General features: G+C 45.9%; 14 protein-coding genes. 7 read left to right on the top strand and 7 right to left on the bottom strand.

Annotation, left to right across the window (positions count from 1 at the left end; all coding sequences use genetic code 11):
- Positions 1-126 precede the first annotated feature (126 nt).
- The gene (locus HUS26_RS17010; protein ID WP_173918232.1) at positions 127-924 is read left to right on the top strand and encodes a LysM peptidoglycan-binding domain-containing protein; all 798 of its coding nucleotides are present in this window, start codon (positions 127-129) and stop codon (positions 922-924) included.
- A 5-nt stretch (positions 925-929) separates the two neighbouring features.
- On the opposite strand, the gene HUS26_RS17005 is transcribed toward HUS26_RS17010, so the two are convergent.
- The 6 genes from HUS26_RS17005 to HUS26_RS16980 all read right to left on the bottom strand — a co-directional run bounded on the left by HUS26_RS17005 (position 930) and on the right by HUS26_RS16980 (position 7,083).
- Entirely contained in the window at positions 930-1,649 is a 720-nt protein-coding gene (locus tag HUS26_RS17005) for a sulfite exporter TauE/SafE family protein (RefSeq protein WP_173918231.1), read from the bottom strand.
- Positions 1,650-1,760: 111 nt separating this feature from the next.
- Complete coding sequence (locus tag HUS26_RS17000) at positions 1,761-2,468, bottom strand: lactate utilization protein C (RefSeq protein WP_173918230.1); 708 nt, start codon at positions 2,466-2,468, stop codon at positions 1,761-1,763.
- A complete protein-coding gene (locus HUS26_RS16995) occupies positions 2,468-3,892 on the bottom strand; it encodes a LutB/LldF family L-lactate oxidation iron-sulfur protein (RefSeq protein ID WP_173918229.1) in 1,425 nt (474 codons plus the stop codon). The genes HUS26_RS17000 and HUS26_RS16995 overlap by 1 nt, the downstream gene beginning before the upstream one ends.
- Before the next feature lie 15 nt (positions 3,893-3,907).
- A complete protein-coding gene (locus HUS26_RS16990; RefSeq protein WP_173918228.1) occupies positions 3,908-4,624 on the bottom strand; it encodes a (Fe-S)-binding protein in 717 nt (238 codons plus the stop codon).
- A gap of 72 nt (positions 4,625-4,696) precedes the next feature.
- On the bottom strand, positions 4,697-5,404 hold the full coding sequence (locus tag HUS26_RS16985; protein ID WP_173918227.1) for a FadR/GntR family transcriptional regulator: 708 nt from the start codon (positions 5,402-5,404) through the stop codon (positions 4,697-4,699).
- Between the two features lie 80 nt (positions 5,405-5,484).
- Complete coding sequence (locus HUS26_RS16980) at positions 5,485-7,083, bottom strand: L-lactate permease (RefSeq protein WP_173918226.1); 1,599 nt, start codon at positions 7,081-7,083, stop codon at positions 5,485-5,487.
- A gap of 231 nt (positions 7,084-7,314) precedes the next feature.
- On the opposite strand from HUS26_RS16980, the gene HUS26_RS16975 reads away from it, so the two are divergent.
- Positions 7,315-7,608, top strand: coding sequence for a hypothetical protein (locus HUS26_RS16975; RefSeq protein ID WP_173918225.1), 294 nt, complete (start codon positions 7,315-7,317; stop codon positions 7,606-7,608).
- A 555-nt stretch (positions 7,609-8,163) separates the two neighbouring features.
- Here HUS26_RS16975 and HUS26_RS16970 read toward each other — a convergent pair.
- Positions 8,164-8,880 (bottom strand): hypothetical protein, encoded by a 717-nt coding sequence (locus tag HUS26_RS16970; protein ID WP_173918224.1) that lies wholly within the window; start codon positions 8,878-8,880, stop codon positions 8,164-8,166.
- Between the two features lie 153 nt (positions 8,881-9,033).
- Between HUS26_RS16970 and HUS26_RS16965 the strand changes: the two genes are divergently transcribed.
- The 5 genes from HUS26_RS16965 (at position 9,034) to HUS26_RS20075 (ending at position 13,187) form a co-directional block, all read left to right on the top strand.
- Positions 9,034-9,783, top strand: a complete 750-nt coding sequence (locus HUS26_RS16965; RefSeq protein ID WP_173918223.1) for a DUF4397 domain-containing protein — start codon at positions 9,034-9,036, stop codon at positions 9,781-9,783.
- A gap of 119 nt (positions 9,784-9,902) precedes the next feature.
- Positions 9,903-10,262, top strand: a complete 360-nt coding sequence (locus tag HUS26_RS16960) for a hydrogenase maturation nickel metallochaperone HypA (protein ID WP_173918222.1) — start codon at positions 9,903-9,905, stop codon at positions 10,260-10,262.
- Positions 10,259-10,918: a hydrogenase nickel incorporation protein HypB gene (gene hypB, locus HUS26_RS16955; RefSeq protein WP_173918221.1), complete on the top strand. Its 660-nt coding sequence runs from the start codon at positions 10,259-10,261 to the stop codon at positions 10,916-10,918. The genes HUS26_RS16960 and hypB overlap by 4 nt, the downstream gene beginning before the upstream one ends.
- Positions 10,903-12,024 carry a Sua5/YciO/YrdC/YwlC family protein gene (locus HUS26_RS20080; protein WP_254434227.1) on the top strand — a complete coding sequence of 374 codons (1,122 nt, stop codon included), beginning with the start codon at positions 10,903-10,905 and terminating at the stop codon, positions 12,022-12,024. The genes hypB and HUS26_RS20080 overlap by 16 nt, the downstream gene beginning before the upstream one ends.
- On the top strand, positions 11,952-13,187 hold the full coding sequence (locus tag HUS26_RS20075) for a hypothetical protein (protein ID WP_254434226.1): 1,236 nt from the start codon (positions 11,952-11,954) through the stop codon (positions 13,185-13,187). Before HUS26_RS20080 ends, HUS26_RS20075 begins: the two co-directional genes overlap by 73 nt.
- Positions 13,188-13,193 lie beyond the last annotated feature (6 nt).

The raw sequence follows: 13,193 nt of genomic DNA, 5'->3' as shown, positions 1-13,193 counted from the left end.
TATTTCTTTACCCTTATCTTACCTCTAAAATTCCAGTTTTGAAATTAACAGAACAGCGCTCACCCCTTTTCTTTAACCGAATATTTTAAAATATACGGTTTCTTAAGAAGCAAGGAGTGAAATGACATGCCGATCGTGGACCAGACTCATTTTATGTACACCGTTCAGCCCGGAGATACACTATATACGATTGCCAACCGGTTTGGGACGAATGTTTCGCTGATTGAATCCGCAAACGCTCTCTACCCTCCGATTACCGACCCAGGACTGATCTATCCCGGACAGCTGTTAGTGCTGACAAGACCAGGCCTTCACGAGGTGTATCAAATGGTCAGCCAGGGGGACACGCTCTATTCCTACGCTCAGAGGTATTCAGCCAGCGTGGATTTACTGCACGGAATTAATCCTCAGGTCGCAAATCCTGTTTTTATTTACCCCAATCAGTTTTTGAGAGTTCCTGCTTTTATTTATGATATCGAACCGGGGGATACGCTGAACAGCCTCAGCCGCCGCTTTGGCCTATCACTGGCTGCCCTGTTGAATGCCAACAAATATCGTCCGGGGTTATCTCCTGACGTCATTTATCCAGGCTATTATCTTGTTGTTCCTCTGCCTTCCTCCCAGAATATTTTAGTAACCCAGCCGTTTGCCGGCACTCCTTTAATAGACGGCCAGTTGCTCAGCGGGTACGCGAGAGCTTTTGAAGGAAGCATTTTATACCGGATCATCGACAGTACAGGTCAAGTTGTTACCGATGAATCTCCTATTCAAACGTCAGCAGGAGCCCCTATGTATGGCCGTTTTTCCACTCCTGTACGATTCGACCGGCCGCCATCTGCAGCAGAAGGGGAATTGTGGGTATATACGAGAAGTGCCAATGACGGAAGCGTCCAGGATTTAGTACAGGTAGCTGTTCGATTCTAATCATGTTATGCATTCCAGTTTTCGACGAGTAAATAAATGCCTGTGAATAACAAAATGACATATATAAATATTTGGAACAATCGAGGGTTGATCCATTTAAACAGCAGCTGTCCTGCAAATAAACCTATAAGCACTAACGGGAGACCGAGACCGCTTGCTATCCAAATCACTGCATTGGTTCCCGCAAATAATACTTGAATAACTAAACTGATTAAATAGATAAATAAATAAAAAGCGAGCGTGGTCGCTCTTAATGTTTCTTTCTGTGTATTCGTTCCTGCAAAATAAAGGAGCAGCGGAGGGCCGGGCATCCCGATACTCGTAGTCAGAGTGCCGGATAAGCTTCCGGTGATTAAATCTCTCCCTTTGGTTTGAGAAACTCTAAAGTTCAGCATCAGCATAAAGGTTAACAGCAAAATAATGACACTTACTACAATCTTCAGCATGCTGATCTCCAGGGTAAGAAAAATTAACATCCCGACCGGCAAACCTGCTGCACTGCCTGCAATAAACCTTCTGACGATCCCAAAGTCAATATCTTCCTTAATCTTTTGAATTAACGCCAACGAGATTACGAGAGATAGAATAAGGTTGATTTGAATCGCTTCTCTCGGTTCAAAAAGCAGCAGTAAAAATGGAGTGGCGAGAATAGAGAAGCCGAAGCCGGTGCTCGTCTGCAGAATAGAAGCTGTTAGAATGATGATGATAAACAATACAATATCCAAATATATACCTTCTTTTTATGAGAGTTGATCTGTTTATCTTATCATTTCTACCCCCTTTATTTAACATCGAAAAAACAATAAACCCAGTCGATTTTAGACTGGGTTTTCTTCTTATAGATCATCGACTAAAATATAGGTCGCCTTAACCGGACCGTGAACACCAACGATTAAGTTCATTTCAATATCTGCACTGTTGCTTGGTCCTGTGACAAAGCTGACGCAGGAAGAAACAAGGTTCCCTTTCTTCTCTTCGGCGTGAATCAATTGGCCTGCCTGCGTCATACGCGGGACAAGCGTGCTTTTTGGAATGACAGCTATAAACGTTTCAGGCAGGAGACTGATGGAACGTCCATTGTACCGGTCGTTAAAAAGAGTGACCGTGCCTGACTCGGCCAGCGTGAGGTCACTGCAGACGATGCCTGCGCCTGCCCGTTCGGCAATTGTGAGATTGCGGCTGCCTTCATTTTCATCCCAAATGTGAAGATTGTAGCCGTCATGCTTTAATATCTCATAACAGTGATTAAGCCCTGCAGACTCAGTACGCGGACCGCCGGCGGCCACGATATCCCGCACACCATAATCTTCAAGGGTTGCTTTCATTGTTTGGGAGAGTCCCTCTGTCGTTGTTTTTTTAAAAGTTGTATGAATGACATCACACTGCTTTTCCAGAACATCGACAAGTTCATCGGCTGTCGCGCCTGCTAGCACGCGGGACTGCGGATGAACAGAATAAGCGGGAGGAGTGACTTCTGTTTTTCGCGGGCGCCCAAGACTTTCAGATACATGATCGAGAAAACTTTCACGATTATGAATGGCCATCAATGTCCCCTCCTTTTCTCTCTTTTTTTATACCAGTCTCTGAAACTTACCTTTGATGGTGCCGGAAAATCACGGGAGTCCGTCCAGCCTTTTAGCGGGCCAGGTCCGTTTTCGATAAAATCGTCTTTCGTCCAAGGCTTCATCGCCGTAAGGGCCACCTTGGTACTCAGCTTATAGGCCGCTGGATTTGATGCCCATTTTGCGTACCCCTTCATCATGACAGCTTCGGCTTTAGAGCCCATTTGTTCTTTTTCCACGATGATTTCACGGTGCCTGATCAAATGTTCATGAAGCGGAATTTTAACCGGACAAGCTTCCGTACAGGCGGCGCAGAGTGTGGATGCATAAGGGAGATCTTTATGATCCTCATAGCCATCAAGCAGAGGTGTAAGCACGGCGCCGATCGGCCCTGGATAAATCGATCCATACGAGTGGCCGCCGACGTGGCGATAAACCGGGCAGGCATTGATACAAGCTGCACAGCGGATACAGTGTAAAGCCGACTGAAATTCGGTTCCTAAAATTTTCGAGCGGCCGTTATCAACAATAACGAGATGAAAATCTTCCGGCCCGTCTACTTCGCCTTCCTGTCTTGTTCCTGTCAACGAGGTAATATAGCTCGTCAGCTTCTGGCCAACGGATGAGCGGGTCAGAAGACTCACGACGACTTCAAGATCTTCCCATGTCGGAACGATGCGCTCCATCCCCATCACCGATATTTGCGTATCAGGCAGTGAGGTGACCATACGGGCGTTTCCTTCATTCGTGACGAGCGTTACCGTACCTGATTCAGCGACAGCGAAATTACATCCCGTCACTCCGATATCCGCCGATAAAAAATCCTGTCTCAGCTGCTCACGGGCAAAAGCGCCCAGTTCCTCCGGCTCGTCTGAACCTGTGTAGCCTTTTTTCTCCATAAACGTCTGCTGAATTTCTTTTCGGTTTTTATGAAGGGCCGGTGTGACGATATGAGAAGGCGGATCTTCATCTAGCTGCAGGATCCACTCCCCTAAATCGGACTCGACGACTTCACAGCCAGACTCCTCAAGAGCATGATTTAAGCCGATTTCCTCCGTCACCATTGATTTTGATTTAACAACCTTTTTCGCCTGCTTCTCGAGGGCGATCTTCTGCACATACTCATTCGCTTCTTCGGCTGTCTTGGCGAAAAAAACCGTACCGCCCCGTTTTTCCACCTGCTCACTGAGCTGGTGCAAATAATAATCCAGGTTCTCTACGGTATGACGCCTGATTTCTTCACCAAGTGTCCGCCAGTCTTCCCAGTCGCCAAGCTCCTCGGCAGCTGCTGCCTTTCTCGTCCGGAACCGTCCTTGAGCAGAAGACACCGCCTGGCGCATAAACGTGTTGTCAATACCCGCCTGAATTCGATCTGCATACGTTTTACTGCTAATTTTAATACTCATTCAAGCTCTCCTCTCTTATTGACTGTTCAACACTTGAGCAATATGAAGGACCTTTACGTCTTTGTCATTACGACGCAGGCGTCCGCCCATATTCATCAGGCAGCCCATATCCCCGCCGATTAAGTATTCCGCTTTTGTTTCATCAATATGTTCTGCTTTCTCATGTACCATCTGTTCAGAGACAGCCGCATTTTTCACAGCAAACGTTCCGCCAAATCCACAGCAGTCCTCTTTAAGCGGCAGGTCAATAATGTTTAAACCCTTGACGTTTTCCAGCAGGATACGAGGGGCATCCGTTACGCCGAGCAGGCGGGTCATATGGCAGGATGGATGATAGGTGGCTGTGCCTTTAAAGGTGGACCCTACGTCCTCCACGCCTAAAACTTCAACGAGAAACTGTGTCAGCTCATACGTTTTACCCTTTAAAGTTTCGGCCCTGTCTCTCCATTCAGGCTCGTCTTTTAAAACCTTCGGATATTCCTTGAGCATGTGAACACAAGAACCAGAAGGCCCGACGACATATTCACTTTTTTCAAAGGCTTTGATCATCTGCTTCATGCCCTGCTTGGCTTCTTTTACATAACCGCTGTTATAGGCCGGCTGTCCACAGCATGTCTGATTTGCGGGAAAATCGACTTCGCATCCAAACCGCTCAAGAAGCTGGACCGTATCTTTTCCAACGTCAGGAGTAATCGTATCGCATAAGCATGTGATAAATAATGATACCTTCATCTTTTTTCCTCCCTAATGACATAAGGTCATCTGATGAGTAGGGAGCAGAAAGTTAACAAAAACTTTCTCCCACTAGCTCTCTAAATAATCCATAAGCGACTGTTCTACTTTACTTAGATGATTGTGCATGGCCTGCCGGGCTTTCTTCTCATCACGTGCAGAAATCGCAGCGAAGATCTGCCTGTGTTCTTCCAGGAGCCGCTCCGTTCCTTCTTCTGTGTGCAGAAGCTTCCGGGTTTCGCGCATCGCCTGAACCATAATGTCGGCTACGCTTTGCATCAGGTGGATAAGCATTTGATTGTGTGTCGCTTTTACCAAAGCGACGTGAAAAGCGAGGTCAGCCTGTTCGCCAAGCTCCCCGTTTCCTTTGGCTTCTTCCATCGCAAGCAGCGCATTCTCTAAAGGCTTTAAGTCTTCCTTCGTATGACGGAGGGCAGCAGCTTCAGCGGCACCTACTTCGAGAATCTGCCGGACCTCAAGCAGCTCGACGACATCTTTTCGGCTCATAAGGAAAGCAACCGAAATCGGCAGCGAAAACCGGTTAGCTTCAAAAGCTTTGACATACGTCCCTTCTCCCTGGCGCATCTCAAGAATTCCCATCGCTCTCAAGGCGCTTAGTGCTTCCCTGATCGCTGATCTGCCTACATTAAAGCTCTTTGCCAGCTGTTCAACACTATCGAGCTTGTCCCCCGGCTTCAGCTCATTATTTTTTAAAGAATCAAGCAGCGAATCAGCGACCTGCTCATAAATTTTTTTCGATCGAATCGGTTTGTATTCCACATTTGTCCCTCAACTTTCCATTACCCTTCTTTCTTCCATTGTACTCCAAAAAAAGGCTTAGGAAAAAGGAGGGAGTGATATTAAACTATAGAACCAAAGATGAACGCCGCCAGCCCGACAAGCAGCCCGTAAAGCAGTGCCGGCCCAACCGTCTTTCGAATAATCTCTCCTTCTTTCCCGGAGAGTCCGACCACAGTCCCTGCGGCCACCACGTTATGAACACAGATCATGTTGCCGGCGGCAGATCCAATAATCTGCAAGGACAGCACCGTGTTTGTATCAAATCCTACCTGCTCCGCAATGTTGTACTGAATCGGGGAAAACGTCAGTGCAGAAACAGTGGCACTTCCGGTAATAAATGATCCAAGTTCTCCGAGAAATGGTGCCATTAACAGCCACATAGGTCCAAAGCTGCCTGCCAGAGTCTGGGCAATATATTCAGGCATACTGATAATGTCATTCATGTTAATTCCTGAATTCGTAAATACTTGAACGAGCGCCAATGTCGCTGTAAGAGCCATGGCTGCATCTTTCATTGATAAAAGAGATTCTTTAGACGCTCCCGTAAAGCAATGGAACGGCTTCCGCTGAATGAGAAGTGACAGTAAAGCTGCAGCCACGAGGACGGCGCCCGGGGAATAAAGGAGTTCCCAGTTCGACGTTACCCCTTCTACACCAAGAATGCTTTTCAACGAAAGGTCGATCCACGTCAACGCTGCGTCTTTTATAAAAGGAACAATTCGAGTCAGCAGCAGTAAGGCAACAATAATTAAATAAGGCGACCACGCGGTCAGCAAAGGCATCGAAGACTTCTCCGCTGCCGCCGCTGCTTCTGTTCCCTTTACGTCTTCTTCCAGGGCATCCTGCCAGGTTGACGACGGCAGCAAAAATCCTTTTTTCGCGGTCAGGGTAGCGATGATCAGACCTGTTAGTGAGGCAAGAATAGCTACGAACTCAAACCCGAACAGCACAGCATATAAGAACGATGAGGATGTGTAAACGATCCCGACAAACAGACTCCATGGCAGCAATTCTAGCGCATCTTTAAACCCTTTTCGCTTACCAAAAAAGACGGTTAAAAGGAAGATGATGAGAAATGGGATAAACGTTCCAGCAAATAAGTCGAGAAACGCAATTTGAACCCCTATGTCTCTAAATAATTCAAGACCCGCATTCGGAAGGTTGCTGAGTCCCACCTGGATCGGCGTCCCTACAGCACCGTAAGAAACGGCAGAGCTGTCAGCTACTAAGGCAACGACAGCCGCAGCCATCGGTGTAAAACCAAGCGCCACCATCAAAGGCCCCGTCACAGCTGCAGGCGTTCCAAAACCGGCGGCCCCTTCAATTAATGAGCCGAATAAAAAGGCAACGATCACGACCTGAACCCTCATATCCGTTGAGATACTGCGGAATCCTTGATTAATCCGGTCAACTGCTCCCGTGCGCTTTAAAGTATTAAGCAGCACAATCGCACCAAAAAGAATAAATAAAATCGTAACTGTTTTATGAGCTCCCTGTAAAATCGAAGCTGAGATTACTTTCCCTTCCATACCCCATACAAAAAAGGCGAGGGAAATGACAATCAGCGCACTTAAGAACATCCCTTTTTTAGCTGACATTCTTAAAAGCACAAGAAAAACAAATGGGGCAATAATCGCACTAAAAGCTGCTAACAACATCCTGCTTCCTCCTCAGCTGCTACGTTACCGCTTTCATTTTCTCTAAATAAGTAAGGTCATCAGATGACCTGTTCAATATTATTGTAAGCCTTTTCCTATTAAAAAACAATTTATTTTATTAAATCTCTCTTCTAGTTTCGAAAGAAGCCAGCAGCTTGTCTTTTATTACCATATATATTCAAAAAAATAATGTAGATATTAAGGAAAACAGTATTAACAGGAGGTGCAGGGATGAAAGCAAAGGCAGGCATTCTAATGTTATCCTTCGTATTAGCCACAGCATTCTTAACAGCCTGCAATATTAATGGCAATCGAATGGATGACTTACTGTACGAACGAACCAATAATCAAAATGGTGAAGGGCCGCCTATCGAGCGAACTCATAACAACCGAAATAATTTCTACAATGAAAACCAAGATGAGGCAGATGATCTGATTCGAAATGAAGTAAATCCATTAGATAGAGATGGGCAGGAACCTGATGAAGGAAAAGATCCATCAGAAGAAAGAAATAACCGCGAGTAAAAGTGTGCAAGGCATTAAAAAGGAACTTCCGAAGTTATGGAAGTCTTTTCTTTTAAAGGATCGGATACAGCTTAGGGCTGCGGGAAACGGATCGCTTTCTGTGGGCGTACGGTGAGCTTCCTTAAGGCTTCGCCTTTTAGGGATCTCACCCTGTACGTTCCTCCCACAGGAGTCTCACCGTTTCCCTTCGCCCTATCCTAATAAGCTTTTCTCTCTCGTTCTATTGACTCTCTTCTCGGAGTTTAAGCTCTTAAAGATGCAAAGTACCAGGTAAAGGTCAGCTGATTCCTCTTCTCGCATGAGCAGAATTCCATTCCTCTTTTTCCTCGTAATGGGATGGGAAGCAGCGAGACTCCTGCTTAAGAAACGGACGATCCGAGACCCCGCAGAGTGGGTTTCTCGAGAAGGCTTGGGTGTTCTTCCGCTAAAAAGCGAAGTGGTTCCCGACCTATTAGTCCCCTTTTATGGCCAATGGAATCCTACCAACCACGTTAGAGGAAACTCCATAAGAAAAAACGGTTGCGACTTTCTCGACAGCCTGAGGAACTTCCAAAGTTATGGAAGTTCCTTTATTCGGTTTTTCTTCTTTTTTCTTCTCCCCGCTAAGATTACAATCGCCAGCACCACTAACAGTCCTGACCCTGTCCAAATAATATTCGTAAGGTTGGGTGCTTTCGCCTCAACGATAATATCCGTCACTCCAAGGGGCTGAATCTGCCAAGATAATACGCTGCCGTCCACTTCATCTGCATTATGTTCGGAGGCCTTAACCGGCAGGTCCAAAGTAAACGTTAAGTCTACCTGATTGGCCAGCAGCTGATCCATGCCCCCTCCTAAGCCAAGGGAATTATCAAGGTCTACCTCTCCCTCAAGCCGGTAAGTATTTGTAAAAAACCCTTCATCAACACTAAAGTCAACTGGTGACTCTTGCGGCTTTTCTTCCGATGTATCGAGAGGCTCTTCCTTCATCTTTTTAGTATCTGGAATGACCTTCATATTACGAACGTCGTCGAATTTCTTTGTTGCCTGAAAACCGACAAATCCGTTTTCGCTGATTTCTTTGATCGAATAGCCCTGGGCTTCCAGGTCCTCATAAGGAGCGGTAATCGTACCATCTTCCGCGCCGCTGAACTGTTCGAGAGTATCCTGCTCGACTCCGATCGTAATTGTATTTACACCGCTGCCGTCTTTGTTGATTTTTACGCCAAAATCGCCTTTGACGCAGCCAGTTAAAAGAAAGAGAAATAAGCCGATACACATTAATTTTTTCATATGTAATTTCTCCTTTGCCCGTATTTTCCGATTCCAACCGTATTCTTTTCATTATCGCCTGTCCAAATAAAAAGAGCAACGGAACAGACAAGATGCCTATTTTAAAAAGATGAATAGGCTAATGTTATCAGTTTGTTTGAAAGGAGTACGGAAATGTATCAGCAAAACTTTGATCAACTCGCATGGGAAGCGGCCAAATATGATTTAATGTCCCAATATTATAAGTACAGCGATCCTCAAATGCATATCTATTATTACCAAAAACACTTGGAATGTATGCAGAGGATGATGAATGACAATAAAAACAACAGGATAGGCATGAACGGTGAAGCCGAGGTCCGCGTTCTTCATGCTTCCCCCGACGCCCCGGATGTTGATGTGTACGTCAATGGACAGCCGATGTTAGAAGGTTTTTCTTATAAGCAGCGCAGCAATTATGTAACTGTGCCGGCGGGCCAGTACCAAATCGATATTTACCCGGCAGGACAAACGAATCAGCCTGTCCTCTCACAGATGGTTGAAGTCGGAGCAGGAAACAAGTACACCGTTGCAGCCGCAGGCCCCGTAAGCAGCCTGCAGCTGATTGCTGTGATTGACAGTGACAGCGTATCCTCTGGAAAAGCCAAGGTCCGATTCTGGCACTTATCGCCGAATGCCCCTGCTGTTGATATCGCTGTAAAAGGCGGAGAGGTCCTATTTAGAAATGTCCCGTTTGGTAAAGCCACACGCTACTTGTCACTGCCGCCTACAACCACAGATCTTGAAGTGCGCGTCGCCGGTACACCAAATGTCGTGTTGACGATTCCGGATGCCACGCTTAATCCGAACCAGGCGTATACTGCTGTTGCGCTGGGGTTTGTGGGAGAACAGCCTCCGCTTGAAGCTATTTTTATAAAACCTTAAATACAGGCAATGACTGCCTGTATTTTTTTATGATTCCACTTTACTCATTATGCGTACAAGCAGTTCTGATATAAAAAGTAACGCATAGATTTTAATAAAGATAAATAAAGGGTGTTCCTATGCATGAAATGTCACTCATGGCTGAGCTCATCCAGCTGGTTTCTGAAGATGCGAAGCAGCGGTCGTTTAAAAAAATCGACAAGATTGAAGTTATTGTCGGAAGTTTATCCAATGTCTTACCAGAGGCTCTGGAAATAGCCTTTTTTTATTTTCAGCAACAAGGAGAGGCTCTTATCGATGAAAAGACACAGCTGCAGATTATTCGAGAAGCAGCCAAGGCAAAATGCCAAAAATGTCTGATGGAGTTTGAACCTGACTATCAAATTGCGATCTGCCCCAAATGCGGCTGGACGGGCTGCCAGCTTTTAGAAGGGGAAACATTTAGAGTCGAATCTTATGAAGGAAGTGACGGGACGTGAAAGTAAAGCTTAAAGAACAAGTGTTAAAGGATTTAAATGAAGCCGCAGACTTTAACAGGAAAATTTTTAAAGATCATCAAATGCTCGTTATTAATCTCATGAGCTCTCCCGGGGCAGGTAAAACGACCCTCCTTGAGGAAACGGTGAAGGTGTTACGTGATGAGTATAGGATTGCTGTTATTGAAGGAGACCTGGCCACGGACAGGGACGCCGAACGATTACGCTCCCTTGGCGTTAAAACGGTTCAAATCAATACGGTGGGCGGCTGCCATCTAGATGCCCGCATGATCGCTAAAACGCTGCCGGAATTTGATTTTAAAAACATCGATATCCTTTTTATCGAAAATATCGGCAACCTCGTCTGCCCATCTGGATATGATCTGGGCCAGGATTATAAAGTCGTTGTCCTAAGCGTGCCGGAAGGTAATGATAAAATCCCGAAATATCCCGTGATGTTCAGGCGAACAGACTTGACGGTTATTAATAAAATCGACCTTCTCCCCTACCTGCCTTTTAATATTGAAGAAGCAAAACAGGACTTGGCTTCCATCAATCCAAAAGCAGAGTTTAAACAGCTCTCTGCCCTCACCCACGAAGGAATGGACAGCTGGATTGAGTGGATTAAGGACGCTTATCAAAAATGTACGAAGCTTTAAGAATTATAGTGACAGGCAGAATTCAGGGAGTCGGATTCCGCCCCTTTATTTATTCCCTGGCTGTGAAACATCACCTGACAGGAAGCGTCCAAAACAATAGGGGGCGGGTAACCATAGTAGTCGAAGGGGAAGCTGCAGCCATTCGCAAAATGGTGAAAGAATTAACCGCCTCTTCCCCGCCGCTGTCAAAAATAGATCAAGTAAATACCGAGCAGGTACCACCTGCTTTTTATCAACAGTTTACGATATTACGAAGTGAAGAAACGAGCGATTCTCTTCCATTGGTATCACCAGATGCTGCGGTATGTGAGGATTGTTTAGAAGAGTTTTCTGATCCCACAAACAGACGCTATCGTTATCCTTTTATTAATTGTACCCAGTGCGGACCGCGCTACACGATTACAAAACGCCTCCCCTACGACAGGCCTTATACCACAATGGGCGAATTTGAAATGTGTCCGCTTTGCCGGAGTGAATATGAGAATCCCTTGGATCGAAGGCACCATGCCCAGCCGATATGCTGTCCAAGGTGCGGCCCGGCGATTAAGCTTTTCGATCTAAAAGGCAAAGTGATCAGCGAAGATCATGAAGCTATAAAAGGTGCGGTCAATCAAATTTCTCAAGGAAAGATTGCAGCTGTGAAAGGAATCGGCGGCTACCACTTAGTCTGTGATGCTTTTCAGACAAGTGCCATCAAGCGGCTGCGGCAGAAAAAGAATCGGCCGCAGCGTCCACTCGCCATCATGGTGAAATCTCTTGACGACGCGAAGAAATATTGTGAAATAAACAAGCTGGAAGAGGAAATGCTCACAAGGCCGGCCAGGCCCATTGTTGTATTAAAGAAAAAAGCTGATTGTCCGCTGCCTGAATCCATATCGCCTGGACTCTCAACTATCGGTATTATGCTGCCTTATACGCCGCTTCATTACCTATTGTTTGAGAAAAATGTAGAGTGCCTTGTTATGACGAGCGCAAATCTTTCCGGCCGCCCGATTTCCTATCGGGAAAGACCATCGGAAGAGCTGGCGTCTATGTGCTGGATCATAATCGAGACATCTACCTTCCCATCGATGATTCAGTCCTTCAGTCTGACGGCAGCTGCATGATGGTCTTGAGAAATGGAAGGGGATTGGTGCCTGAACCCGTAAAAACGGACCACCCCGTCGACCACATCATCGCCTTAGGGGGAAATCAAAAAAACACCTTTGCTGTGGGAAGAAAAAATCACATGGTGATCGGCCCCCACATTGGAGATTTAGACAGTGAAGAAATGCTGAGACATGGGGAAAGTCAGCTGAATCATTTTAAAGAATGGTTTGACATCCAGTCTAGATTTATTGCCATCGATAAGCATCCTTTGTATGCCGCCCGTTCTCTCTTAGAGAATCAAGGAGGCCGAGTCGTTCCTGTGCAGCATCACCATGCCCATCATGTGTCGTGTATGGAAGATAACGGACTGACAAAACCATGCTTAAGCATTATTTTAGACGGGACAGGTTACGGAGATGACGGGCAAACGTGGGGATTTGAATTTTTATATGGAAATGCCGCTGCTTATAAGCGTCTCGGCCACCTCTCCTACTCCCCGCTGCCAGGAGGAGAAAAAGCTATAAAAGAACCGTGGCGTAATGCTGCTGGAATGCTCATACACCTCTATCCGTTAGAGGGCAGAGAATTAGCGATCCAGCTCTTTCCTGATCATGTAAAAGAAATTGAGATTATCGTTCAAATGGTTAAAAATAAGCTCAATTCACCAATGGCAGGAACTTGCGGCCGTCTGTTTGACGCGGTAAGCGCCATCCTTGGGATTTGCACCTGCTCCACTTATGAAGGGGAAGCCGCTGTTAAGCTATCTGATCCTATGACTCGACTTCCATCTGAATTTACAGCTCAAACTTATCCCTATCAAATCAAACCAATCGAAGATGCGTTTCAAATCGATTTTTCTGAAATGATACGGCATATCGCTGAGGACAAATTAAATCAGAGACCTGTTTTTGAGATCATCGCGTCTTTTCACGAGACAGTCGTTACCTGCTGTGTGGAAATGATGCAGAAGCTTACGACAAGAAACACAGAACTCAACCGAAACGTCGTGCTCTCTGGAGGATCGTTTCAAAATATATATCTTTCAAACTCAATCAAGCAGCGTCTTGAACGAGAAGGCTTTACTGTTTTTACCCATAAAAGGGTTCCCTGCAATGACGGAGGGTTAGCGTTAGGACAGCTCATTATTGCGTCACAGGCGGGATACAGCAAAGGAGGGTGAACAGAT

Origin of the sequence: Halobacillus sp. Marseille-Q1614 (genome assembly GCF_902809865.1) — a bacterium.
Classification (GTDB): domain Bacteria; phylum Bacillota; class Bacilli; order Bacillales; family Halobacillaceae; genus Halobacillus_A.
The sequence above is the reverse complement of the archived record's forward strand: the minus strand, read 5'-3'. Positions and strand labels throughout refer to the sequence as shown.